Annotated in this window: 25 protein-coding genes and 1 pseudogene; 18 read left to right on the top strand and 8 right to left on the bottom strand. The window is 32.5% G+C overall.

Annotation, left to right across the window (positions count from 1 at the left end):
* Window positions 1-108: 108 nt before the first annotated feature.
* The 11 genes from AAGV33_RS14670 (at window position 109) to AAGV33_RS14620 (ending at window position 12,377) form a co-directional block, all read left to right on the top strand.
* Entirely contained in the window at window positions 109-1,509 is a 1,401-nt protein-coding gene (locus tag AAGV33_RS14670; RefSeq protein WP_373392968.1) for an anthranilate synthase component I family protein, read from the top strand.
* 129 nt (window positions 1,510-1,638) lie between these two features.
* Window positions 1,639-2,205, top strand: coding sequence for an anthranilate synthase component II (locus tag AAGV33_RS14665; RefSeq protein WP_373392967.1), 567 nt, complete (start codon window positions 1,639-1,641; stop codon window positions 2,203-2,205).
* Between the two features lie 80 nt (window positions 2,206-2,285).
* Window positions 2,286-3,278 (top strand): anthranilate phosphoribosyltransferase, encoded by a 993-nt coding sequence (gene trpD / locus AAGV33_RS14660; RefSeq protein ID WP_373392965.1) that lies wholly within the window; start codon window positions 2,286-2,288, stop codon window positions 3,276-3,278.
* A 28-nt stretch (window positions 3,279-3,306) separates the two neighbouring features.
* Window positions 3,307-4,092: an indole-3-glycerol phosphate synthase TrpC gene (trpC, locus tag AAGV33_RS14655; protein WP_373392964.1), complete on the top strand. Its 786-nt coding sequence runs from the start codon at window positions 3,307-3,309 to the stop codon at window positions 4,090-4,092.
* 102 nt (window positions 4,093-4,194) lie between these two features.
* Window positions 4,195-4,833, top strand: a complete 639-nt coding sequence (locus tag AAGV33_RS14650; RefSeq protein ID WP_373392963.1) for a phosphoribosylanthranilate isomerase — start codon at window positions 4,195-4,197, stop codon at window positions 4,831-4,833.
* A gap of 10 nt (window positions 4,834-4,843) precedes the next feature.
* Window positions 4,844-6,025: a tryptophan synthase subunit beta gene (gene trpB, locus AAGV33_RS14645; protein ID WP_373392961.1), complete on the top strand. Its 1,182-nt coding sequence runs from the start codon at window positions 4,844-4,846 to the stop codon at window positions 6,023-6,025.
* 142 nt (window positions 6,026-6,167) lie between these two features.
* Window positions 6,168-6,488, top strand: coding sequence for a gamma-glutamylcyclotransferase family protein (locus AAGV33_RS14640; protein WP_373392959.1), 321 nt, complete (start codon window positions 6,168-6,170; stop codon window positions 6,486-6,488).
* Between the two features lie 160 nt (window positions 6,489-6,648).
* Window positions 6,649-7,410: a tryptophan synthase subunit alpha gene (trpA, locus tag AAGV33_RS14635; RefSeq protein WP_373392957.1), complete on the top strand. Its 762-nt coding sequence runs from the start codon at window positions 6,649-6,651 to the stop codon at window positions 7,408-7,410.
* A gap of 305 nt (window positions 7,411-7,715) precedes the next feature.
* The gene (locus tag AAGV33_RS14630) at window positions 7,716-8,192 is read left to right on the top strand and encodes a CAP domain-containing protein (RefSeq protein ID WP_373392955.1); all 477 of its coding nucleotides are present in this window, start codon (window positions 7,716-7,718) and stop codon (window positions 8,190-8,192) included.
* Window positions 8,193-8,707: 515 nt separating this feature from the next.
* On the top strand, window positions 8,708-9,463 hold the full coding sequence (locus AAGV33_RS14625) for a GH12 family glycosyl hydrolase domain-containing protein (RefSeq protein ID WP_373392954.1): 756 nt from the start codon (window positions 8,708-8,710) through the stop codon (window positions 9,461-9,463).
* A gap of 127 nt (window positions 9,464-9,590) precedes the next feature.
* Window positions 9,591-12,377: a glycoside hydrolase family 2 TIM barrel-domain containing protein gene (locus tag AAGV33_RS14620; RefSeq protein WP_373392952.1), complete on the top strand. Its 2,787-nt coding sequence runs from the start codon at window positions 9,591-9,593 to the stop codon at window positions 12,375-12,377.
* Window positions 12,378-12,511: 134 nt separating this feature from the next.
* Here AAGV33_RS14620 and AAGV33_RS14615 read toward each other — a convergent pair whose 3' ends face one another.
* Both AAGV33_RS14615 and AAGV33_RS14610 read right to left on the bottom strand, forming a co-directional pair.
* A complete protein-coding gene (locus AAGV33_RS14615; protein ID WP_373392951.1) occupies window positions 12,512-13,681 on the bottom strand; it encodes an endo-1,4-beta-xylanase in 1,170 nt (389 codons plus the stop codon).
* Between the two features lie 282 nt (window positions 13,682-13,963).
* Entirely contained in the window at window positions 13,964-14,245 is a 282-nt protein-coding gene (locus AAGV33_RS14610; protein ID WP_373392950.1) for a hypothetical protein, read from the bottom strand.
* A gap of 374 nt (window positions 14,246-14,619) precedes the next feature.
* On the opposite strand from AAGV33_RS14610, the gene AAGV33_RS14605 reads away from it, so the two are divergent.
* Window positions 14,620-15,243: a CatB-related O-acetyltransferase gene (locus tag AAGV33_RS14605; RefSeq protein ID WP_373392949.1), complete on the top strand. Its 624-nt coding sequence runs from the start codon at window positions 14,620-14,622 to the stop codon at window positions 15,241-15,243.
* A 126-nt stretch (window positions 15,244-15,369) separates the two neighbouring features.
* Here the strand turns inward: AAGV33_RS14605 and AAGV33_RS14600 are convergent, their stop codons facing one another.
* From AAGV33_RS14600 to AAGV33_RS14580, 5 genes are all read right to left on the bottom strand, one after another.
* Window positions 15,370-15,900 (bottom strand): hypothetical protein, encoded by a 531-nt coding sequence (locus tag AAGV33_RS14600; RefSeq protein ID WP_373392948.1) that lies wholly within the window; start codon window positions 15,898-15,900, stop codon window positions 15,370-15,372.
* Between the two features lie 6 nt (window positions 15,901-15,906).
* Window positions 15,907-16,242, bottom strand: a complete 336-nt coding sequence (locus AAGV33_RS14595) for a hypothetical protein (protein WP_373392946.1) — start codon at window positions 16,240-16,242, stop codon at window positions 15,907-15,909.
* Complete coding sequence (locus tag AAGV33_RS14590) at window positions 16,229-16,618, bottom strand: hypothetical protein (RefSeq protein ID WP_373392944.1); 390 nt, start codon at window positions 16,616-16,618, stop codon at window positions 16,229-16,231. Before AAGV33_RS14590 ends, AAGV33_RS14595 begins: the two co-directional genes overlap by 14 nt.
* 9 nt (window positions 16,619-16,627) lie before the next feature.
* Window positions 16,628-16,930 (bottom strand): YtxH domain-containing protein, encoded by a 303-nt coding sequence (locus AAGV33_RS14585; RefSeq protein WP_373392943.1) that lies wholly within the window; start codon window positions 16,928-16,930, stop codon window positions 16,628-16,630.
* Window positions 16,931-17,268: 338 nt separating this feature from the next.
* Complete coding sequence (locus tag AAGV33_RS14580; protein ID WP_373392942.1) at window positions 17,269-17,694, bottom strand: OsmC family peroxiredoxin; 426 nt, start codon at window positions 17,692-17,694, stop codon at window positions 17,269-17,271.
* Between the two features lie 259 nt (window positions 17,695-17,953).
* Here AAGV33_RS14580 and AAGV33_RS14575 point away from each other — a divergent pair, with 259 nt between their 5' ends.
* The 6 genes from AAGV33_RS14575 to AAGV33_RS14550 all read left to right on the top strand — a co-directional run bounded on the left by AAGV33_RS14575 (window position 17,954) and on the right by AAGV33_RS14550 (window position 24,373).
* Window positions 17,954-18,115 carry a hypothetical protein gene (locus tag AAGV33_RS14575; protein ID WP_373392941.1) on the top strand — a complete coding sequence of 54 codons (162 nt, stop codon included), beginning with the start codon at window positions 17,954-17,956 and terminating at the stop codon, window positions 18,113-18,115.
* 52 nt (window positions 18,116-18,167) lie between these two features.
* Window positions 18,168-19,184 (top strand): helix-turn-helix domain-containing protein, encoded by a 1,017-nt coding sequence (locus tag AAGV33_RS14570; RefSeq protein ID WP_373392939.1) that lies wholly within the window; start codon window positions 18,168-18,170, stop codon window positions 19,182-19,184.
* A 170-nt stretch (window positions 19,185-19,354) separates the two neighbouring features.
* Entirely contained in the window at window positions 19,355-21,154 is a 1,800-nt protein-coding gene (locus tag AAGV33_RS14565) for an FAD/NAD(P)-binding protein (protein WP_373392937.1), read from the top strand.
* Window positions 21,155-21,336: 182 nt separating this feature from the next.
* Complete coding sequence (locus AAGV33_RS14560) at window positions 21,337-23,469, top strand: catalase (RefSeq protein ID WP_373392936.1); 2,133 nt, start codon at window positions 21,337-21,339, stop codon at window positions 23,467-23,469.
* Window positions 23,470-23,527: 58 nt separating this feature from the next.
* Window positions 23,528-23,980 (top strand): ferritin-like domain-containing protein, encoded by a 453-nt coding sequence (locus tag AAGV33_RS14555; RefSeq protein ID WP_373392934.1) that lies wholly within the window; start codon window positions 23,528-23,530, stop codon window positions 23,978-23,980.
* A gap of 237 nt (window positions 23,981-24,217) precedes the next feature.
* A complete protein-coding gene (locus AAGV33_RS14550) occupies window positions 24,218-24,373 on the top strand; it encodes a DUF1328 family protein (protein WP_373392932.1) in 156 nt (51 codons plus the stop codon).
* Between the two features lie 206 nt (window positions 24,374-24,579).
* Here AAGV33_RS14550 and AAGV33_RS14545 read toward each other — a convergent pair.
* Window positions 24,580-24,957, bottom strand: a pseudogene (locus AAGV33_RS14545) (DNA topoisomerase IB); the annotation flags it as partial.

Raw genomic sequence — 24,957 nt, 5'->3', positions numbered from 1 at the left:
CTATGGTATTATTATCTATAAATATATAAAGGCTTGTCATCACGACAGGCCTTTTTTTATGCCAAACGAAGTTCAATCAAATGCTTACCAATTTTAAATTTATTCCAATTGAAACAATTTAAACTAAATACAAAATTCAAGCAAATACTGGCTGACACGATTACTCCTGTTAGTGTGTATTTTAAAATAAGAGATAAATTTCCAAATAGTCTTTTGCTGGAAAGCAGCGATTATCATGGGAACGACAATAGTTTCTCTTACATCTGTTGCAATCCTATTGCTTCGATAAAAATTGAAAACGAAACTATTTTCAAACAATTCCCTGACGGAACTATTGAAACCATTGCTATCGATGCTCAAACGGATATTCCGGAAGTAATTCAACAATTTTCAGGACAATTCAAGTCAGAGAAAAACAATTTCAAATTCATCAATAATGGGTTGTTTGGATACATTTCTTATGATGCTGTTCGTTATTTCGAAAAAGTAACTATCGCTAAAAAAGAAAACAGCAATACCATTCCTGATGTTTATTATGCGGTTTACCAAAATATCATTGCCATCAATCATTTTAAAAATGAAGCTTATATTTTCTGTCACAGTCTGGACGACCGAAACAATATTTCTGAAATTGAGCAATTAATGCAATCCAGAAATATTCCTTCATATAAATTTTCGAAAGAAGGCGAAGGTTTCTCTAATTTAACTGACGAAGAATTCAAGCACAATGTAGCTTTGGCTAAAAAACATTGTTTTCGTGGAGATGTGTTCCAATTGGTTCTTTCCAGACGTTTTACTCAAGGTTTTAAAGGAGACGAATTCAATGTGTACAGAGCCTTAAGAAGTATCAACCCATCACCTTACCTATTCTTTTTTGATTATGGCGATTTCAAAATATTTGGTTCTTCACCAGAAGCCCAAATTATCGTAAAAGATAGAAAAGCCGAAATTCATCCTATTGCAGGAACTTTTAAAAGAACTGGCGATGATGAAAAAGATGCTATTTTAGCCAAACAATTATCAGAAGATAAAAAAGAAAACAGCGAACACGTCATGCTAGTTGATTTGGCTCGAAATGATTTGAGCCGTCATGGCCATAATGTAAACGTAGAACGATACCGAGAAGTTCAGTTTTTCTCACACGTAATCCATTTGGTTTCTAAAGTTACAGGACATTTGCATAACGATGCTACAACGATGCAAGTAGTTGCCGATACTTTCCCCGCCGGAACTTTAAGCGGTGCGCCAAAACACAGAGCGATGCAATTAATTGAAGATTACGAAAAAACAAATCGTAATTTTTACGGTGGCGCAATTGGTTTTATGGATTTTGAAGGCAACTTCAACCATGCTATTATGATTCGTACTTTCCTTAGCAAAAACCATCAATTACACTCTCAGGCCGGAGCTGGAATTGTAGCTAGTTCAGATGAAGAAAGCGAAATGCAGGAAGTATATAATAAATTGAGAGCCTTAAATGCGGCTTTGGATTTAGCAGAAACAATATAAAAGTATTCAGTATTCAGTTTTTAGTGTTCAGTAATAATTTAGAACCTAAAAATTTAAACTAAAAAAATAATTAAAACCCTATTTACCCCAATAGGAACTCCCCTCCTTCGGAGGGGTTGGGGAGGAAAAATGAAAAAAATATTAGTTATAGATAATTACGATAGTTTCACTTACAATCTGGTGCATTATCTGGAAGATTTAAATTGTGAGGTAACGGTGTATAGAAACGACGAATTTGAATTAGACGAAATTGCTCATTTCGACAAAATTCTTCTTTCGCCGGGTCCTGGGATTCCTGATGAAGCGGGTTTGTTAAAACCAGTTATCGCAAAATACGGTGCTACCAAAAGTATTTTTGGAGTTTGCCTTGGTCAGCAAGCCATTGGTGAAGTTTACGGCGGAACGCTTTCTAACTTAGATAAAGTCTATCACGGTGTTGCCACAATGGTAAAAACGGTTGTAGACGACGAACTTTTATTTCAAGGATTAGAGAACGAATTCGAAGTAGGTCGTTACCATTCATGGGTTGTGGATGCCACTTTACCAGATGTTTTAGAAGCGACTTCTTTTGACGAAAATGGTCAGGTAATGTCTTTGCGTCACAAAACATTTGATGTTCGCGGAGTACAATTTCATCCCGAAAGTGTGTTGACTCCTAATGGAAAGAAAATGCTTGAAAACTGGGTTAATTCATAGTATTCAGTTAGCAGATTTTAGTATTCAGTTAATAAAAAACTTAGAACCTTAGTCACCTAGATTCTTAGCAACTTAAAAAAATGAAAAACATATTAAATAGATTAATCAATAACGAATTGCTTTCTAAAGAAGAAGCTAAAAACGTTTTGGTTAATATTTCTAACGGAAGTTATAATCCGAGTCAAATTGCAGCTTTTTTAACTGTATATATGATGCGAAGCATTAGTATTGAAGAGTTGGCTGGTTTTAGAGAAGCGCTTCAGGAATTGTGCGTACGCATTGATTTATCCGATTACAATACTATCGATTTAGTAGGTACCGGAGGAGACGGAAAAGACACTTTCAATATCTCCACTTTAGCTTCATTTATAACGGCTGGAGCAGGAATAAAAGTGACTAAACACGGAAATTATGGCGTTTCTTCTATTACAGGTTCTAGTAATGTAATGGAAAGTTTAGGTATCAAATTTAGTAATGATTCTGATTTCTTAAAGAAATGTGTGGATCAGGCGGGAATTTGTATTCTACATGCTCCACTATTTCATCCTGCTATGAAAAACGTGGGACCTATTCGAAAAGAATTAGGCGTAAGAACCATTTTCAATATTTTGGGACCAATGATTAATCCATCATTTCCAAAAAACCAATTGCTAGGAGTTTTCAACCTTGAATTGGCTCGAATGTATGCTTATCTTTATCAAAATACCGATAGTAATTTTACTATTGTTCATGCCTTAGACGGATATGACGAAGTATCTTTAACCGGAGCTACAAAAATTATCACACATAGCACCGAAGGAATGCTGAATCCAGAGGATTTTGGTGTTCGATTGATACAACAAAGCGAAATTGAAGGTGGAAAAACTGTTGAAGAATCGGCTCAAATGTTCTTGAATATTATTTCTGGAAAAGGAACTGAAGCACAAAATAACGTGGTTTGTGCCAATGCTGCTATGGCAATTGCTACCGTTACAGGATGCACGCCATTAGAAGGATTTGAACAAGCCAAAGAAAGTTTATTCTCAGGAAAAGGATTGGTAGCTTTGAAGAGATTACAGGATTTAAGTAAATAATTGTTATTGAAAGATTTAAATTAAATAAATGAACATACTCGATAGAATCATAGTTGACAAAAAAAGAGAAGTCATTCTTAAGAAATCAATCATTCCAGTATCTCAATTGGAAGCTTCGGTTTTCTTTGGAAAAAAGACTATTTCTTTAAGTAATAATTTAAGAAACAGCAATTCTGGAATTATTGCCGAACACAAACGTCGTTCGCCTTCTAAAGCCGAAATCAATTATGGTTTTACAGTAGAAGAAGTAACAAAAGGATACGAAAGTGCTGGTGCTTGTGGAATTTCGGTGCTAACAGACGGAAAGTATTTTGGTGGTTCTCTGGACGATTTATTATTGGCCAGAGCCTCTGTAAATATTCCGCTATTGCGAAAAGAATTTATAGTTGACGAATACCAAATTCTTGAAGCCAAAGCACACGGAGCCGATTTGATTTTGCTAATAGCAGCGGTTTTAACTCGTGAAGAAATCAAATCCTTATCTGAATTTGCAAAAAACCTTGGATTAGAAGTTTTATTGGAAGTTCACAATCAGGAAGAATTAGAAAAATCAATTATGCCAACATTAGACATGATTGGTGTAAACAATAGAAACTTGAAAACTTTCGAAGTAAGTCTGGATTTCAGCAAACAATTAGCGGATCAAATTCCAGATGAGTTTGTAAAAGTTTCTGAAAGTGGAATCAGCTCAGTTGACGCCATCAATGGACTAAAACCTTATGGTTACAAAGGATTTTTGATTGGTGAAAACTTTATGAAAACGGACAATGCTGGAAAAGCAGCAACCGAGTTTATTGAGAAGTTAAGAAGTTAGATTTCAAAAGGCAGAAAACAGAAAGCAGAAGGCAGTAAAAAACTTTGCGAACCTTTGCTACGAAACCTTTGCGAATCTTTGCGGTAAAAAATATAGAACAAAATGAAAACCAAAATCTGTGGCATGAAATATCCCGATAATATTCTCGAAGTAGGTGCACTCCTACCCGATTATATGGGATTTATATTTTGGAAAAAATCGGCACGCTATTTTGATGGAGTGATTCCTAATTTGCCTCAATCTATTAAAAAAGTTGGAGTTTTTGTGAATGAAACTGTCGAAAATATTATTGATAAAGTTCAAAAACACGATTTGCAAGCCGTACAATTACACGGAAAAGAATCTGTAGAATTTTGTTTAAATTTGAAAACTGAATTAAAGAATCTGAAACAAGTTCAGATTGAAATTATCAAAGTATTTTCGGTTGCTGATGATTTTGATTTCTCCGTACTGGCGCCATTTGAAAAGGTCTGTGATTATTTTCTTTTTGATACCAAAGGAAAATTGCCTGGAGGAAACGGAACCACATTTGACTGGAAAGTTTTAGAAAATTATCCGTCAAGCAAACCGTTTTTCTTAAGCGGCGGAATAGGAATTGATGAAATGGATGCTGTTAAAGCGATATTAAAAACCAATTTACCCGTTTATGCTATTGATGTAAACAGTAAATTTGAAATAGAACCAGGATTAAAAAACGTACAATTATGTAAGGATGCACTACAACGCATTGTTACCAATTAAAACATATAAGATGTCATACAACGTTGATGAAAAAGGCTATTATGGCCAATTTGGAGGAGCTTACATTCCTGAAATGTTATATCCTAATGTAGAAGAATTACGCCAACAGTACCTAAAAATTACAGCTGAACCAGAATTTAAAGCTGAGTTTGATCAATTATTAAAAGATTATGTAGGTCGCCCTAGCCCGTTGTATTTTGCAAAAAGACTTTCTGAAAAACACAACACTAAAATCTATCTGAAAAGAGAAGATTTGAATCATACCGGAGCGCACAAAATCAATAATACTATTGGACAAATTTTAGTGGCTAAAAAACTTGGTAAAAAACGTATTATTGCCGAAACTGGTGCAGGTCAACATGGTGTGGCTACAGCGACTGTTTGTGCTTTAATGGGTCTAGAATGTATTGTGTACATGGGTGAAATTGACATTGCCCGTCAAGCGCCAAACGTAGCCAGAATGAAAATGCTGGGAGCGAGCGTTCGTCCTGCTCTTTCAGGTTCAAGAACGCTAAAAGACGCCACTAACGAAGCCATTCGCGACTGGATCAATAATCCGGTTGATACGCATTATATCATTGGTTCTGCCATTGGACCACATCCTTATCCCGATATGGTAACCCGTTTTCAAAGTGTTATCTCTGAGGAAATCAAATGGCAATTAAAAGAAAAAGAAGGTCGTGAAAATCCTGATTATGTAATAGCTTGTATCGGTGGAGGAAGTAATGCTGCGGGTACGTATTACCACTTTTTACATGAACCAGAAGTAGGAATCATTGCTGTGGAAGCGGCTGGAAAAGGAATCCATTCCGGACATAGTGCTGCCACAAGTAAATTAGGAAAAGTAGGTATCATTCACGGTTGTAAAACGCTTTTGATGCAAACTCTGGATGGACAAATTACCGAGCCTTATTCTATTTCAGCAGGTTTAGATTACCCTGGAGTTGGTCCTATGCACGCACATTTAGCCGAAACTGGTCGTGCTGAGTTTTTCTCAGTGACTGATGATGATGCTATGGATGCAGGACTCGAACTAAGTAAACTAGAAGGAATCATTCCTGCTATCGAATCTTCTCACGCTTTTGCGGTACTGAATGATAAAAAATTCAAACCCGAAGATGTAGTTGTTATTTGCCTTTCGGGTCGTGGTGACAAAGATTTAAGTACTTATATCGATCATTTTAAATTTTAATTAGGGCGTTACCCCTTTGAAAAAAGGGGTCGGGCTGTACGTTCCCGCTTTTTTTGAGGCAAAAAAATTGCCTCAAAAAAGAGCTCCACTACCATCCCTAACGCAAAACAATAAAGAACGTTCAATATTCAAACCAGAACAAATGGAAAAATTATTCGCTTACGGAACTTTAAAAGACAAAGACATTCAGGAAAACATTTTTGGTCGCTCTCTAAAAGGAGTTCCAGACAGATTAATCGGTTTTGTAATTAACTATATCGAAATTGAAGAAGAATTTGGAATAGAAAAATACCCTATAATCGTTGCTACCGAAAATCCAGACGATATTGTTACTGGATTAGTATATGATATTACCGAAGAAGATGTAAATCTTGCTGATACCTACGAAGGTTTGCATTACAAACGCATAGAAGTAACCTTAGAATCCCTTCAAACGGCTTGGGCGTATATTGTTACTAATTAAAACAAAATAAGAGCATTAACTTTCAAAGTTAACCTTTAAAATAATTTTACCATTAAGAATTTAAGAGAATTTAGGCTTAACTTATCTTAATTCCTTAATGGTTCAGCAAAAACAACCTTTAAATTGAAAATTCAATTTGTGGTAAAATCGAAACTATACAATGAACAGAATCGAACAAAAATTACAAGAAGACAAAAAGATACTTTCCATCTACTTTTCGGCGGGATATCCTAACTTAAACGATACGGTACAAATTATCCAGGATTTAGAAAAGAGCGGAATCGATATGATCGAAATTGGCTTGCCATTTAGCGATCCATTAGCCGATGGTCCTACTATTCAAGCGAGTTCTACCACTGCATTACATAACGGAATGACCTCTCAAATTTTATTTGACCAACTAAAAGACATTCGTAAAACGGTTTCTATTCCATTAGTAATTATGGGCTATTTCAACCCAATGTTGCAATATGGTGTGGAGGCTTTTTGTGCTAAATGTGCCGAAATAGGAATTGATGGTTTAATCATTCCTGATTTGCCAGTTGATGTTTATGCTGACGAATATAAAGCTACTTTTGACAAATACGGTTTGATTAATATCTTTTTAATTACACCACAAACTTCTGAAGAACGCATTCGTTTTATAGACAGCGTTTCCAGCGGATTTATCTACATGGTAAGCTCGGCAAGTGTTACGGGATCTTCAGCTGGTTTTGGAAGCACACAGGAAGACTATTTCAAACGCATTGCCAACATGCAACTGAAAAACCCACAAGTTATTGGTTTTGGAATCAACAATGCCGAAACTTTTAATCAGGCCACTCAATATGCTAAAGGTGCTATTATTGGTAGTGCGTTTATCACTCATTTAAAAGAAAATGGAAGTAGTAAAATTGCTGATTTTGTAAAAACAATTCGATAGTTTTTATTTTTTATAAATTTATTTACCGCAAATTCGCAAATTAATTTTTTGTGAATTTGCGGTATTTTTTTGTTTAGTCTACTTTTTTACATGAAATGATGATGAGAGAACAAAGAAGAAATAGTCTCTACATTGATTGAATTTATTTATAATTTTACAGTCATTTTCAAATACTTTTTAGTTGACCTTACAATATGACAATCATAGTTTTTTGTTTATATTTTTTGTTCGTATTTGTTTGAATAAATAAAACAAATATCTTTACCTCACAGGTTCTATATTTCATAAATAATAATTATTTTTCAATGTCTACAAAATATTTTATTTTTTTCATTTTAGTACCATTATTTTTTTCCTGTGATAATAATGATGATGCTCCTGTTATTGACACAAATGTTACCGATCATGTTTTGATTGAAATCAATAAATTAAGAGCTACAGGATGTAAGTGTGGCGACGAAGATATGCCACCTGTTCCTGAATTGGTAAGTAACTCTATATTAGCTCAGACAGCAATCAATCATGCCCATGATATGAATACCCGCAATTATTTCTCTCATATATCCCCAGAAGGGACAAGTCCAATACAAAGAGCCAGCACATTAGGTTATACAGGTAACTCCGTAGGAGAAGTGATTGCCCGCAATTTTGATACTTCTGTTGATGTTGTAATTGGTTGGAAGAACAGTACTGATCATTGCAAAGCCATGATGAGCGATACTTATATCAAAATGGGTGCCGGAAAATCTGGTAATATATGGGTTGCCAATTTGGGAAAATAAATCTGTTCTGATTTTTACTCTTCTTCTCGTTACAATAAAAAACTCCAACAATCTAAATTAACCGTTGAAGCTTTATTTAATTTCATTTTATTTTAAATATATTGACTTTCTCTTGGAAAAGTATGAGATTTTTATTTTACTGGTTTATATTAAAATGAAATCAAAAATATAATCAAATTACTAACCTCAATAAATAGGAGCCTCTATAAATAACCCTATAAAGGCATATTTTTCTCATTTATCAGAGATTTTAAGTAATATAAAATCAATTAATTTATAGGATAAATAAGTTAATTAATTTACGTTTTGTATAAATTACGAAATTCACATTTTTTTTATTTGAATTATGGTCATTTTAACCATAACTAAATAAAATTATTGTCTTTTAAAATGAAATAGTTAATTTTTTATGATAATGATTTAAAAATTATGATTTTTTTAATAAATATTTCTATAAATAACTAATTATCAATAATTTAGTAATAATTAATTTATTAACTAAAAACCATTTATTTATGAAAAAAACAATTTTATTTGCTGCATTATGCGCTATGTTTATCAGTTGCAATGCAACCGATGTAAACGACGAACCTGAAGTTAAAGCAAACTGGTCATCATCTGCTCAGTACGGCAATTGGTCAAATGGAGGTTATACGGTATACAATAACATCTGGGGGGCTGGTGCTGGCAGTCAGTCTATATGGGCAAACAATTACAGTCAATGGGGAGTTTGGGCAAATCATCCTAACAGTGATGGTATTAAATCCTATCCAAATTCTACCAGATATATTGGTAAAACCCTTAGTACAATAAATACACTTAGTACTAGTTTTAATGCCACTACGCCTGCAGGTGGGGCATGGGTATCATCCTATGACATTTGGGATAGTGCCAAAGCCCATGAAATAATGTTATGGATGAACTATACCAGTAATGCAAATGGTAGCGGTAATATAAAACCGATTTCATACAATTATTCGAGTACTGGAGCGATTCCTGTTTATACCAATCAAAGTATTGGTGGGCATACCTGGAATGTGTTCAGAGGCCATAATGGTGGGAACAATGTATATTCATTTTTACGTACATCAAAAACAAACAGTGGTACTATTGATGCCAAAGCCATTTTAAACTGGATAAAAAACAAAGGATGGTTTGGCGATATTAATGTTGGAGACGTACAATTTGGATTTGAAATTACCTCTTCTTACGGTACAAACGGAAACGGATTAAATTATATGTGCAACAGTTATTCTGTTACCAGCAACTAATTTCTATCTCCATTAAATACAAAGAGGTTGTCCGAAAAGTGATTTTCGGACAACCTCTTTTTTTGTTTCTATAATTAAACAGAAGTTAATTCGTATTTTCGTGATTCTATTAATAAACCATACTAGCATGAAAATCACCAATTATCTTCTTTTGCTTTTTCTATCTGTAGTATTCAATACTTCTTTTGCACAGCAAACCGAAAAAAAAATGTTATCTGGAAATAGTGGCGAAGACACTGTTAAATGGGATTTCTTCTGTACAGCTGGACGAAACAGTGGTCAATGGACAAAAATCAAAGTACCTTCTTGTTGGGAATTAGAAGGGTTTGGCGAATACAATTATGGATACGAGAAAGTCAAGTCTTCTGAAAAAGGACTTTACCGAACTTCTTTTTCTATTCCAAAGGATTGGAAAGACAAACGCGTTTTCATTGTTTTTGACGGTTCAATGACAGATACTAAAATTTTAGTAAACGGTAAACAAGCTGGATCTGTTCATCAGGGATCTTTTTATCGTTTTAAACGTGAAATAACTGATCTAATTTCAACAAAATCGGATAATAAACTAGAAGTTGAAGTTAGCAAAATGTCCTCTAATGCAAGTGTTAACAGTGCAGAACGTGATGCTGATTTTTGGGTTTTCGGAGGCATTTACAGACCTGTCTATTTAGAAGCCGTTCCAAAAACCTTCGTCGAATATTCAGGAATTGATGCCAAACATGATGGCTCCATAAATTTAGAATTATTTCTGGATAAAGAAGTATCGAATACAATAACTAAAGTCGAAGTTTTTGAAGCCAACTCTGGAAAAAAAGTGGGTGACTTTCAATCGGTATTAAAACAAAAAAGCAAAAAACTAACCGCTGCTGCTTCCCTATCCAATATTAAAGCTTGGTCAGCAGAATCTCCTAACCTATACAATGCAGTTATTACTGTAACTCAAAATGGCAATACATTACACTCTATTACGGAACGTTTCGGATTCCGTACAATAGAAGTTCGAGAAAGAGATGGTATTTATATTAATAATAAAAAAATAAGATTTAAAGGGGTGAACCGTCATTGTTTTTGGCCAAATACGGGTCGTACTGTTAGTAAAGAACAAAGTTTAAAGGATATATTGCTGATTAAAGAAATGAATATGAACGCTGTTCGTATGTCACATTATCCACCTGATAAACATTTTCTGGAACTTTGTGACTCAATAGGTTTATACATAATCGACGAACTATGCGCATGGCAAAAACCTCCTTACGACACGCCTGTGGGCACAATTCTTGTCAATGAAATGATTAAAAGAGATTTGAATAACCCATCAGTTATTTTTTGGGCAAATGGAAACGAGGGCGGATTCAATTTTGATCTAGATCCATTATTCAAAAAGTTAGACATTCAAAAACGCCCCGTACTTCATCCATGGGGACTTCATGATGATATTAATACCGTACATTATGTCACTTATAATTCAGGGATAAAAAATATGTTTAACGGTCGGGATATTTTCATGCCTACAGAAAATTTACACGGACTTTATGATGGAGGGCATGGTGCTGGTTTAGATGATTACTGGAATTTAATGTTATCCAATCCACTTTCAGCAGGAATGTTTTTATGGGATTTCGCTGACGAGGGTATTGTACGAACCGATAAAAACAACATACTAGATACCGATAAAGCTTCAGGAGCTGATGGAATAGTTGGTCCGTATCGCGAAAAAGAAGGAAGCTTTTATACCATTAAAGAAATATGGTCACCCATACATGTCGAAAAGAAATTTATAACTCCGTCCTGGGATGGCAAATTTACCATCGAAAACCATTACGATTTTACCAATACAAACACTTGTAGTTTCTCCTATGTTCTCAAAAAATTTAAATCGTTAGATGGCGATAATGAAGAATTAAAAGGAAAAATAGATACTCCCAATATCCAACCTGGAAACAAAGGAGAACTTCAATTGCCTTTACCCGCTAATTGGAAAGATTTTGATATCTTGTACCTTACAGTTAATGATTTTGATGGAAAAGAACTCTTTACATGGAGTTATGAATTAAATTCGCCTGCCTTTTTTACTCACAGAATGCTTAACAATAAGTCATTTCAAAATACAGAAGTACTTAAAACCGAAGATGACTCTTTCTTTATACTGTCGGCATCAAACATCACTGTAAAAATTAGCAAAAAAACAGGGATGCTTAACGAAGTTAAAAACGCAGCAGGAATAATACCACTAGCTAATGGTCCAATACTTATTACAGACCAAGAACTTAAATGTAAAAAAGTTTCCATTGCTTCTAATGATGGAGCCTACAGCATTGATGCGATATATACTTATCCAAGAGGGAATGAAGCTTATCGATTTACCTGGACCATGCAAAAAAATGGTGTGTTACAATTAGGTTATAATTATAGGCCGTCGGATAAAATTAAAATGAGCGGTGTAACATTTAATTTCCCTGAAAAAGACATTGCAGGAGCAAAAGTTCTGGCAAACGGTCCATACAGAGTATATAATAACAGACTAAAAGGCGGGACAGTAAATTTATGGGACAAAACATACAACGATGCCATTACAGGCGAAGTATGGAATTATCCTGAATTTAAAGGTTACTATTCCTTATTTTATGGTATGAAATTGATGTGTCCAACACCGTTTGAAGTCTATTGTGCATCAGAAGATGTTTTCTTGCATTTATTTACACCTACTGTTCAACGCCTTTATGACGAAAAGAAGAATTACACTAATCCACCTTACCCGTCTGGGAATATTTCTTTTATGGATGCTATACCTGCTGTAGGAACAAAATTCGAGACAGCTGAGCATTACGGTCCTCAATCACAATTGCATCAATTTAAAGTTTATAGTGATACTCCTAATATGATTAATAAAATCTATTTTAATTTCAATAAGTAAACTTGGTTGTTTAGTTTTTGATTTACAACCGCAAATTCGCAAATTAATTATAAAGATTTAGAAAATTATAAATTTGCGAATTTGCGGTATTTTTTTTTAAAACTGGTGCTCGATTGCATCGAGCACCAGAAAAGTCATTTGTTTTTAGGAACATTTAGTACAGCATCAAAAGCTGGTTTTGGTTTTTTATTTCTGTCAAATAATAAAGGATAATTTGTTCTTTTATCAATTGGATAATCATTTTTCCATGACATTCCATCATGCAATCCCCATACTGTTACCCGGTCAATTTTATCTCTTTTTTTATAAAAAATTTCAAATAATTCAGCATATCTATTCGCTAATGCTTTTTGCTGCGCTTCAGGTAATCCTTTTTGATAAGGATCTAAAAATGTTTTAAATTCTTCTAATTGAAACTGTGGGTGTAGCAATCCTGTACCTATAATTTGTCCTTCTTTAGTTAACGGTAATACATCTACATCTAACTCCGTAATCATTACTTTAACTCCCAGAGAAGCTATTGAATCTATAAGAGCTTCAATATATTCTTTTTTAGGATAATTTAGTCCCCAATGTGCTTGAATTCCTACCCCATCAATTCTTATTTTATCTTTTTGAAGCATCCTAACAAGACGCATAATTCCATCTCTTTTTCCTGGTCGCCATACGTTAAAATCATTATAATAAAGTTCTGTATCCGGAGCATATTCACTGGCAAACTTAAACGCATTTTTTACTAATTCATCGCCGCTGCCTACACTTTTAACCCATGCAGTTGTACTTCTGTACGAACCATCATTATCAATTACTTCGTTTACAACATCCCACGCCTGAACTTTTCCAGCATACCTACCTGCAACTGTTTTGATGTACTCACGTAAACGTTCAATTTGAGCTTTGGGAGTATTTGGATTTCCATTTTTATCTTGAAAAAACCAGGCAGGAGTTTGATTATGCCAAACTAAAGTATGTCCTACGGTAAACAAGTTATTCTTTTGACCAAATGCTACATAAGCATCTGCGGGTTCAAAATTATAAACTCCAGGTTTAGGATTTATCACCTCAGCTTTCATTACGTTTTCAGGTGTAATAGAATTAAATTGTTCTAAAATTATTTTTTTCGAAACAGTATCCTTGCCAGAAGAAACTTCTTCATTAACAGCACATCCCATTAAAAAAGCATCCTTATAAGTATTTACCAACGTTTCCTTTCCCCTATCTCTATTTTGATCCGCTTTATTATTACAGCCCACTAGAATTAAAAGGACAAGAATTTGAACTACAAATGATAATGCTTTTTTCATATATTTTATTTTAAATTACAACCGATTGCATAAATATATAAATAATACTTAAAAACAAAAAAGATGTACGTAAAAAATAAATAAATCACTAGGGACTTCTATAATAGGGTTATATAAAATGGTCTTCGATTACTCAGAATAAACTAATTACATAAAAACAAAATCGTATCGTTTGCGACGCGGTAAAAAACAAATAAAAAAACGGCGTAAACTCTTAAGAGACTTACGCCGTTTTTTATTCCAAGTACAAAGAAAAATAGTTCTTTATACCAAGGAAAATTACTAGAATAGTTTATATATTCTGTGAATTGGGATCATTACCCCTTGTTTTAAAATAACATTTTTGTCCGTAACAGCCCAAACAGTAGTATTTACTATCTTTTTGGATTCGTTGTCTTCAAAGAAAATTTTAATTTTCGAATGTTCTAAATTTCCCAATGACAATGCCCGGTTTATATCGCTAGTTCTTGTTTTTATTTCGTTATCATCGTCCAGAACATCAATAGATGGGAACATGAGAGAAGTTATATTTTCTTTCTCAATAGTTGTAAATTCTTCTGTCATAATCGTAAAATTTAATTAATACTAAACCTAAAATTATTGTAGCAAATCAAAATATTTTCTGAATACTATTTTTCTGTACAATAACCCTATACATAAAATTAAAAATTATCTTTTTTTTTTATGCCAATTTTTTATTAATTTTCTAAGCTTAGCTTACTATTTAATGGTATTGAACAGCTTTTAAGTTTAAATTACAAGAGTTACATTTGTAACCAAATAAAAATTTTCACAATGTTATTTTAAACATTTTAAAAGCAAAAAATTAATAAAACATTAGCCCATTTGGTTGCTATTTTACACCAAAAAACTCTGATAATCAATCTATTTTAGCATTAAAAAGAGAATACAACTTAATTCGAATCAACACTAAAAACATGACAGGACCTGATAAAAATACTATCTTCCCACTAGAGCAATACAAGCGACTGTGTTTTTTAAAAAACATCATTAAAAATCCAAATATAATTTTTGGAGATTACACTTATTATGATGATTTTGAAAACATAGAAAACTTTGAGAAAAATGTAAAATACCATTTTGACTTTATTGGCGACAAATTAATCATTGGAAAATTTTGCATGATTGCTTCTGACGTTAAATTTATAATGAACGGAGCCAATCATTTAACCGATGCTTTAACGACTTATCCTTTTGCAATTTTTGGAAATGGTTGGGAAAATGCCATGGACGGAAAAAACTACCCTAAAAAAGGCGATATTAACATAGGAAACGATGTTTGGATTGGTTACAACGCTACCATTATGGCAGGAGTAACCATAGGCGATGGAGCAATTATTGCAACAAATGCTACTGTAGTTAAGGATGTAGCGCCTTATACAATTGTAGGTGGCAATCCAGCATTGGAAATCAAAAAAAGATTCTCTGAAGAAACGATCCAAAAGCTATTAGAAATTAAGTGGTGGAATTGGGAAATAGAAAAAATCACAAAGAATTTAAAGTACTTAACTGATAATGATTTTGAAAAATTGATGGAATAAAAAAAATCCCATTAGCTGTAATTTACAACTGATGGGATTTTATTGCTATAATTATTTTGTCTAAATTTAGTTTTAGAAATCAAATTAATTATAGAAAAAATAAGTTATTTCCAGGCTATATGATTTTTACAAATCAAATCCATAAGCCAAACGAAGCATTATTTGTGCTAGACCTGTATCGGCTACGTTGTCTTTAATCATAGGGAAATCTTTTAAAAACTCATATCTCACACTGATGTCTACATATTTTGTAGCATATCCCACACTTGGACAAAACAGCATAGAATTTTCTTTGTAATTTTTAGTCGTAGAAAATGCTCCTCCTATTTCTCCCATTACATAAAATTCATTGCTAAAAATAAAGGTTTTATAACCTACTTTTACAGGAATATAACCAAAATTTGGCGCATCGTCTTTTACAAACAAACTATTGTAACCCGTTGTAAAACAAAGTGAATAGGTTTCTGAAACATTATATTGTGCTCTAATATCTCCACCAAGATTAAAACTATAGGGATCATTAAGTGGTAAGCCAGTATTAAGTCCTACGCCGAATTTAAAATTTCTTTCGTAATCATTGCTCTTAGCCTGAGCCATGGCTGTAGCCGAGAAAATCAAAACGGTAAATAAGGCGACAATTCTAGTAATTTTTTTCATAATTTATTAATTAGTGTTTACTTTTTTGGAAATGAAATTGGTTACGCCATATTGTAAAAGGTAGCCTAATACTTTTTTAAAAAATGAGCTCGATTTTCCCACTAATAATTTTTTAGACAAATACCCTCCTGCTAAACTTGTAATGAGTTGCAATGCATTAGATTTTACTTCAGGAAAATTTTTTAAATCTTCTAAAGTTCCATTTAATATATTAATAGGCTTCATGCTTTGAAAAGTAATATCAATTTGATCTTTTAATTCCTCAAATTTCATATCTCTTTTCATTTCTAAACGAGCAATTGCTTCGTCTAAGGCTGTATTTTGATCTTTATAGGATGCCATCTTGTGTAGTTTTAGAAGTTTTTGACTTTTGTTTTGATTTCAATAATTTAGCAATAACCAAATTTGTTATTGGAGTTTTGATTATTGTATCCTTATTGTAATTAATAATTATAACTAAAACCAAATAAATACCAGCTACTACTAAATAACCTAAATAATCTTTACCTAAAAGTTCTCCTAAATATAAACTCAACGCAATGTTAAGTAATAAGACAAACATTACAACAAACATAAATATCACTATCCTTGACACTAGAGAAGACAGTACATCGGCAATTTTATCAATTGAATTAAGTTTAATTAATTCTATATTAATGTCTGCGTACTCTTTAGCTTTTTTGTACAGTAATTCTATGTTTGTTGTAATTGTGTCCATCTTTTATTTTTATTTATAGATTTGATTTTTAGCGCTATTCAAGTCTTCTTTACTTTCAGCAACAAATTCTTCAGTTTTGTTTACGCCTTCATTTACCAAACCTTCGGCTTTGTTTAACATGGCATCGCATTTTTCAGAGAAACTTTCTAATATATCATTCACACAACTTTTTAGTGAATTTTTAGTATCATTTCCTTTTTCTGCAATTTTTTTTCTTGTATTTGTTCCTTTGTCTGGAGCAAATAAAATTCCTAATGCTGCACCTACTGCAACTCCTCCTAATACACCAATAATTGTTTTAGCTGTTTTCATCTTTCTTCTTTTTTAATTTTATTAATTGTTTTAAAAATGATTACTCGTTTAGTAATCTTAAATTTTCTAATCTAAATGGTATTCTATTTATTAGTCTTTTATAATATTGTCTTTTATTTTAAGAGAAAAACAAATTATAAACTGGACTAAAACGCTGTGACGCTATAAAGGCCATCACGTATACGTGAACAACGAATGTTTCGATTTTGTTTTCCATAATAATATTCTTTATCATTTCTACATTACAAAGATGCATTACATTCGCAACTACTTCATTATAATATATTTTAGAAAACTTATAGAATTACCATTCTTCGATTAAAAATTAGAACAACTGATTAAACTGTACCATTTTCTAAAGTCGCACTCAAACTGATTTCGAGACTATCATAAGCTTTACTTACTGGACAATTCTGTTTTGCACCTTTGGCTATTTCCTGAAACTGATCTTCTTGAATAGTAGCTATTTTTGCTTTCACAATCAATTCTGATTTTGCAATGCGTCCATCTTCCATAATAATGGTGCATTTGGTTTCTAACACTTCAGGAGTAAATCCAGCTTTGGTTAAATCGGCACTAAATTGCATTGTAAAGCATCCTGCATGAGCCGCAGCCATCAATTCTTCAGGATTAGTTCCCGTTCCACTTTCAAATCGGCTTTTGTATGAATACTGTGTATTGTCTAATGCTTTACTTTCTGATATTAAATATCCGTTTCCTTCTTTTACGTTGCCACTCCAGATGGCGGTTGCAAATCTTTTCATGTCTTCTGTCTTTTTGATTAAAAATTAATATAAAATATGTTCTTGTAAAATTGAAGTTAAAAACTAAATGAGCTTAACTCAAACAAAATCTATTTTAACCTAATCCATAATTTATCCAAATATGCATTGATTCTGTTTTTCTGGATACTAACTGGAACTAGTATAATTATATAAAACAATAGGAAAATTCTATAACAAACTCTAAGCATTGTTATTGCAATTTTGTAGTATTCCGTTATAACCTAATAAAGATACAGTTATGAAAAATTTAAATCCAAATACGAAGCAAAATGCTATAGTAAAACAAACTTTAAGTCTTGAAGAATTTATTAAAAAATATATTATTTCTTCTAAAACAGAAATTAAAAATTTAAACCTTTTTCCGTTTAATTTAAAAAAGCCTTTAAAAACTAAAGAATGATTTTTTAATTGTCCAGCCCCAACATTTAGCCCTAAATTTTAAAAATACTCACATGAAAACTATTGCTTTAACATCAAATTCTCTCCTCAGTATTTTTGAACAATTACAAGAACAACTAGGAGGTAAATTACAAATAAAATCTAATGAATTTAAATTAGAAATTGATAATGAAATAGGAAGAGGTTTGATCTCCGGAATTTGTATTGAGAAAGCAATATGTTACATTGAATATGAAATTAATTTTACAGAAAATGTTTCTATTATATACCATCATGATAATGCTTATTCTATTCATTTCGGTTATTGTTCGAATGGATGTCTAATTCAAAGTTTTGGCGAAGACGGGAAGAAGAGTAAATTAAACCAATTTCAAACTGGTATTTATTCTAATTCTTCTAAAAAGAATACCTTTTTTAGTTTTAGTAAAAATCAGCAAATAAACGTATCTATGATAAGCGTGGATACTTTATTCGTTAATAATTCTGAACTAAAAGAGCAGCTCAAAAATACCTTTTTAAAAAACAAAGAAAGCAATCAGCTTTGCTATATTGGTTCACTAAACTTAAGAATTGCCGAAAAAATAAACAGTCTCAACACCATCAATCAAAAAGGAATCGTTAGAAATTTATTGATTAACAGCAACATCTATTTAATTCTGGCTTTAGAAATCGAACAACACAAATACGATTTAACAAAAGTTGAAAACAGCTTTATCTCGCTTTCGCAATCTGATATGAAAATTGTGAATCGAATTTCGGAATACATCAAAATGAATCCCGAAATTCAATACAGTCTAAAATATTTGTGCAAAAAATTTGGTGTCTCTTCGTTTAAATTACAAGAAGGCTTTAAAATCATGCACAACCGAACGGTTACTGATTTTATTAGAAATATTAGAGTTGAAGTTGCCGAAAATTTAATTAGAACATCAGAACTTAATATCTCTGAGATTGTTTACACCGTAGGTTTGACTAGCAGAAGTTATTTTTCTAAAATTTTTAAAGAAAAATACAATTGCAGTCCCAAACATTATCAAAACCATCAAAACAAGATAGGAATTACAGGATAAAAAAATAACAAAAACCAGTTTTAACAAGCTGGTTTTATTATTCTGGATGGATTTGTTTTTTTAAAATGGTATAAAAAATTCCTGCCTCTGCCCTACTTTATTACAAGAAATATCACGAATATCTTGAAATGAATTTAATATCATTAGTTCTAAAAACTTAAATATTAAACATGAAAAAAAAGCAATTAGCGATTATAGGTTCTGGTCCTACAGCCTTATTTCTGTTAAAACATATTTCAGATCAGATTTCTATACTTAAAAACGAAATTCACAGCATCACTATTTTTGAAAAAGAAAAAATAATGGGCATGGGTATGCCGTACAACCCTGAAACTACAGATCAATATAATCTAGCTAATATTTCATCCGAAGAAATTCCTGAACTGCCTCAAACTTTTGCCGACTGGCTTCGACTTCAAAAAAAAGAAGTATTAGAAAAATGGAATATCACTACTTTTCCAATCCTAGATTCTGAAGTATACAGCCGCTTAGCATTAGGTCAATATTTTCATGAACAATATCAATTATTAATTGAAAAATTAAAAACCGAAGGTATTGTGATTAATGAATTCATAAATCATACCGTAACGGATATTACCATAGAAACTGAAAAAAACATCGTAAAAGTTATCAGCAAAAATTCAAAGTCTTATGAATTTGATAAAATTGTTATCGCTACGGGACACACTTGGTCCTCCACAGATAAACCAAAAACAGGATATTTTGCTTCGCCCTGGCCTATTAAAAAACTGATCCCAAAAACTGACGAATATTTTAATTTTCCAATAGGAATTCTTGGAGCATCTTTAAGCGCTTTTGATGTAGTGACTTCATTAGCACATCGTCATGGAGATTTTAGAGCAACCAATGATGGTTTGGTATTTTGTCCAAACGAAAAAGCCAAAGATTTTAAAATTATTCTGCATTCAGCTGAAGGTTGGTTGCCCCATTTGCAATATGCCCAGGCAGAACCTATTCGTGAAATTTATCGTCATACTGATCGAAAAGAAATTTTATCCTTAGTAGATTCGGATGGTTTTCTAAATCTAAATACTTTTTTCAACAAAATATGTCGTCCTGCATTGATAGAAGCTTTTTCGAAAGATAAAATGAGTGATACTATAAAACTCATTGAAGATCCTGATTTCAGTTTTAAAGATTTTGTAAGTCTGATGTCACAAAAACACGAATACATTGATTCGTTTATCGGTATGGAAAAGGAAAGAGTTCTGGCATTAGATTCTTTAAAAAATAACAAACCAATGCATTGGATGGAAACCATAGACGATTTGATTTATTGTTTAAACTATCATACAGAATTATTATGTGCTGAGGATCATTTGTTTTTTGGAAAAGAAATCCTGCCATTTCAAATGAATGTTATTGCAGCCTTACCTCTTAATTCTGCTAAAATTTTGATAGCACTCCATCAGGCTAATTGTATTGATTTAGTAGAAGGAAAAGTAACCATAACCGATTCAACTTCAGAAAACAAAGAAACGGAAATAAAAATCGAATCAGAAAACGGAATTGTAGCTACAGCTAGTTATAAAATGTTTATTAATTGTACAGGACAAGAAAAAGTAGAAGTTGAAAATTATCCTTTTCCATCAATGGCAAAAATGGGAACCATCCGAAGAGCAAGAGCACGATTTAAAGAAATAGAAAATGCAGAACTAGATAAAAATGTTTTTTATAAAAATAACGAAGCATTTCTTTTTATTGGAGGAATTGATATTGACAACACTTTCAAAGTAATTCGCAAAGATGGAAATGCTGAACCCAAAATACATAATATTGCTTTTACTCACATTACGGGCAGCCGTCCTTACTCTTCTGGCTTACAAGCCTGCAATGCTTCGAGCTCCATTGTGGTAGAATCCTGGATTCTATTAAACCAAGAAAATCCGCATACTAAAACATCCATTGAAAGCATTACAAAACTGTATGAAGAAAATGAAGATTTATAGTTTTTACTTCTCTAAAAATTCCCGAATAAGCTGAATGTTAATTTTTTACAAATATGCGTATGAGGTCTTATTTTAACGATATGCGTTAATTACATCATCTAAAATATTGGAATTTAGTACTTGAGATTTTATTAAAAATAAAATGTATCAATTTATTTAATCTAACAAAAAAAATTAATGTTATGGCAAAAAATCCGAAAGAAGAATCAAAGAAGATTAAAGATTTAGAACAATTTTACAAAGATCCAGAAAACACTACTTTAACAACCAATCAAGGTTTAAAAGTTAACGATACAAATAATTCACTCAAATCAGGCGAAAGAGGTTCAACATTATTAGAAGATTTTCTTTTAAGGGAAAAAATCACAAGTTTTGATCACGAAAGAATTCCAGAACGTATTGTTCACGCCAGAGGAAGTGCAGCCCATGGTCATTTTGAATTATACAAAAGTATTGAGCAATACAGCAAAGCAGGAATATTTACTGATGTAAACAGAAAAACACCCGTATTTGTGCGTTTTTCAACCGTGGCAGGATCTAAAGGTTCTCCAGATTTAGCAAGAGATGTACGCGGTTTTGCCGTAAAATTTTATACCGAAGAAGGTACTTGGGATTTAGTTGGAAATAACATGCCCATCTTTTTTATTCAGGATGCAATGAAATTTCCTGATTTGATTCACTCTGTAAAACCAGAACCTAATAAAGAAATCCCTCAGGCAGCTTCGGCTCATGATACTTTTTACGATTTTATTTCACGCACCACCGAAACACTACATAATCAAATATGGGTAATGAGTGATCGTGCAATTCCTAGAAGTTTGCGTATGATGGAAGGATTTGGAATTCACACTTTTAGATTAATTAATGACAAAGGCAAATCTCATTTTGTGAAATTTCATTGGAAACCTAAATTAGGAGTACACTCGGTAACTTGGGATGAAGCTGTAAAAATTAATGGAGCCGATTCTGATTTTCACCGACGTGATTTATGGGATGCAATTGAAGCTGGTCAGTTTCCAGAATGGGAATTAGGAGTGCAGATAGTACCTCAGGAAGACGAATTTAAGTTTGATTTTGATTTACTCGATCCTACTAAATTGATTCCTGAAGAAATGGTACCCGTTCAAATTATTGGTAAAATGACATTGAACAGAAATCCTGAAAATTTCTTTGCCGAAACCGAACAAGTAGCTTTTTTACCAGGACATATTGTTCCAGGTATTGATTTTACCAATGATCCGCTGTTACAAGGTCGATTGTTTTCTTATAGAGACACGCAATTATCCCGACTTGGCGGACCTAATTTCCATCAGATTCCTATCAATCGCCCTGTAGTACCAACAAACAACAATCAGCGTGACGGAATGATGCAAACCGAAATTCCAAAAGGACAAACAGCTTATTTCCCGAATAGTTTGGGTGGTGGTTGTCCTCATTTAGCTAAAATAGCCGAAGGCGCATTCAACTCGTATGAAGAACGTATTGATGCTAAAAAAATTAGAACAAGAAGTGAAAGTTTTAACGATCATTTCTCTCAACCCGCTTTGTTTTATAGAAGTTTATCTCCATGGGAGCAGCAACATGTGGCAGAAGCTTACACCTTTGAACTTGGTAAATGTTTACATACACCTATCAAAGAAAGAATGCTCTGGTTGATTTCTCAAATTGATGTGGATTTGGCTAAAACAGTCGCAAAAGGATTGGGACTTGAAATTCCAAAATCAATTGAACAGCCCATCAATCAAGCCATTGGTGCTGATGCTGATGTAAAAGCACAACAGCCATCAGAAAAGAAAAATTATTTAGATCAGGCACCAACGCTTAGTCAAGCCAATACGCGTTTTGAAAGCATTGCTACAAGAAAAGTTGCCGTATTAGTCGCTGATGGTTTTTCGATGAAAAATTTTAAAAAAATGCAAACTACTCTTGAAAAAGAAGGCGCTGTTGTAAATCTAATTGCACCTCATGGAGGAAAAGTAATTTGTGACCAAAACATGAAACATGCAGTTGATGCTTCGGTGATGACTACCGAAAGTGTGCTTTTTGATGCACTTTATATTCCCGGAGGGAAAAAAGCAATTGAAGCTTTAAAGAAAGAAGCCAAATTTTTAAAATTTATTAATGAAGCTTTTAAACACTGCAAAGCTATAGCTGCAGATGAGGAAGGAGAAGATTTAATTGATGAAACTTTTGTTTCTAAATACAAACAAGATGCAGCCATTTTGATTAATAAATCTCCCGCTGATTTTGTAAATGCCATGGCAAAACACCGTAACTGGGATAGAATGGAACATATCAAAAATATTCCGGTATAAGGTTTCGTGAAAATTTTAATCAAAAAAACATACAATTTTAATCTTAACAATTACAATTATGGAAAAGTACACAGCCCCTTTAAGCAGCAAATTAAATGATCTTTTAGAGAAAATTAACGATGGTGAAAAAGGCTTTAAAAAAGCCGCAGACCATACCGATCATGTATTTTTAAAAAAATATTTTGAAAGAAAATCAAAAGAACGATATGATTTTGCAAACGAATTAAACATTGAGTTCAGTATGTTTGGTTTACATGATGACACTTCTGGCGGAAGTATTGCTGGTGCAGTACACAGAACCTGGATGGACATAAAAGCACTTTTTTCTGTTGATAATGAAGAAGCCATGCTGGAAGAAGCCATTACTGGAGAAAAAGCAGCTTTAGAAGATTACAACGAAATTCTAACTCAATCCTCATTGCCTTTAAGAACTCGTGCTTTATTGCTGAAACAAAAAGAAGCGATAGAAAACGATCTTAGAATAATTACAAAAATTGAGGATTTAAAATAAATAATCCTAAGTTTATTAGTCTAATGGAGGGAAATAATTAGGGTTGTTTTTCTTCATTAGGCTTTAAATTTATTCAAAATAAAGAGGACTCAAAGTGACGCATTGCGTTATTATTTTTGTCATTAGAGTTAAAAAACCTGTAAATTATACTATAAATTTGAAAGAGAACAAGATGATGATTCTTAACTGAATCGTATGTTTTTATAAAAAATAGTATTAACCTAAAAATCAAAAACTATGTTACGTTGGACAGTCACATTTATCATTTTAGCTATTATAGCTGGTGTATTAGGTTTTGGTGGAATAGCTGCTGGAGCAGCAAGTATCGCTAAAATTTTATTCTTCATATTTATCATATTATTTATACTTTCTTTTATTAGAGGAAGAAGATAAAAATAAAATTATATGGAGTTAATTCTACCTTATTTATAAGCTAATTAGCATTAGCAAATATTTAAAAACATCAATTTTATATTGACAAAAAATCAAAAATCAATCGAGGTGTGTTCGTTTATGAATACACCTCGATTGATTTTATATCTATGTATGTAATATTGAATTTCAATCATTCAATAAACAAAAAAATTTAGACTTTGCTGTTAATCTTCAAATGTGGGCTCATAGGTTTTAAAAAGTTTTAGCACTTCCTTTTCAGATGTTGAAAAATAAGGTGAAACGGTATTGCTTTTTTTAACTCTATTAAAAGCTTTATATAATTTACCATTCTGATAAGCATCTACAATTATGGGATGTACATAGTATTTTCTGCATACCGTTTTAGTATTTCCTAATGCAGTTGCAGTACATTCATAGGCTTTTAAAATATTACTTTTTATTTCGTTTTCAGAAGTGGGTTTCTCCATTTGAAGTAATGAATTAAAAAAAGACAGAGAAGCTGACCAGGTTCTGAAATCCTTTGCCGTGAAATTTTTACCGCATATATTTTGCAAATACTCATTTACATGATTACTCTTAAT

The organism is Flavobacterium magnesitis, assembly GCF_041729735.1.
Classification (GTDB): Bacteria; Bacteroidota; Bacteroidia; order Flavobacteriales; family Flavobacteriaceae; genus Flavobacterium; species Flavobacterium magnesitis.
The sequence above is the reverse complement of the archived record's forward strand: the minus strand, read 5'-3'. Positions and strand labels throughout refer to the sequence as shown.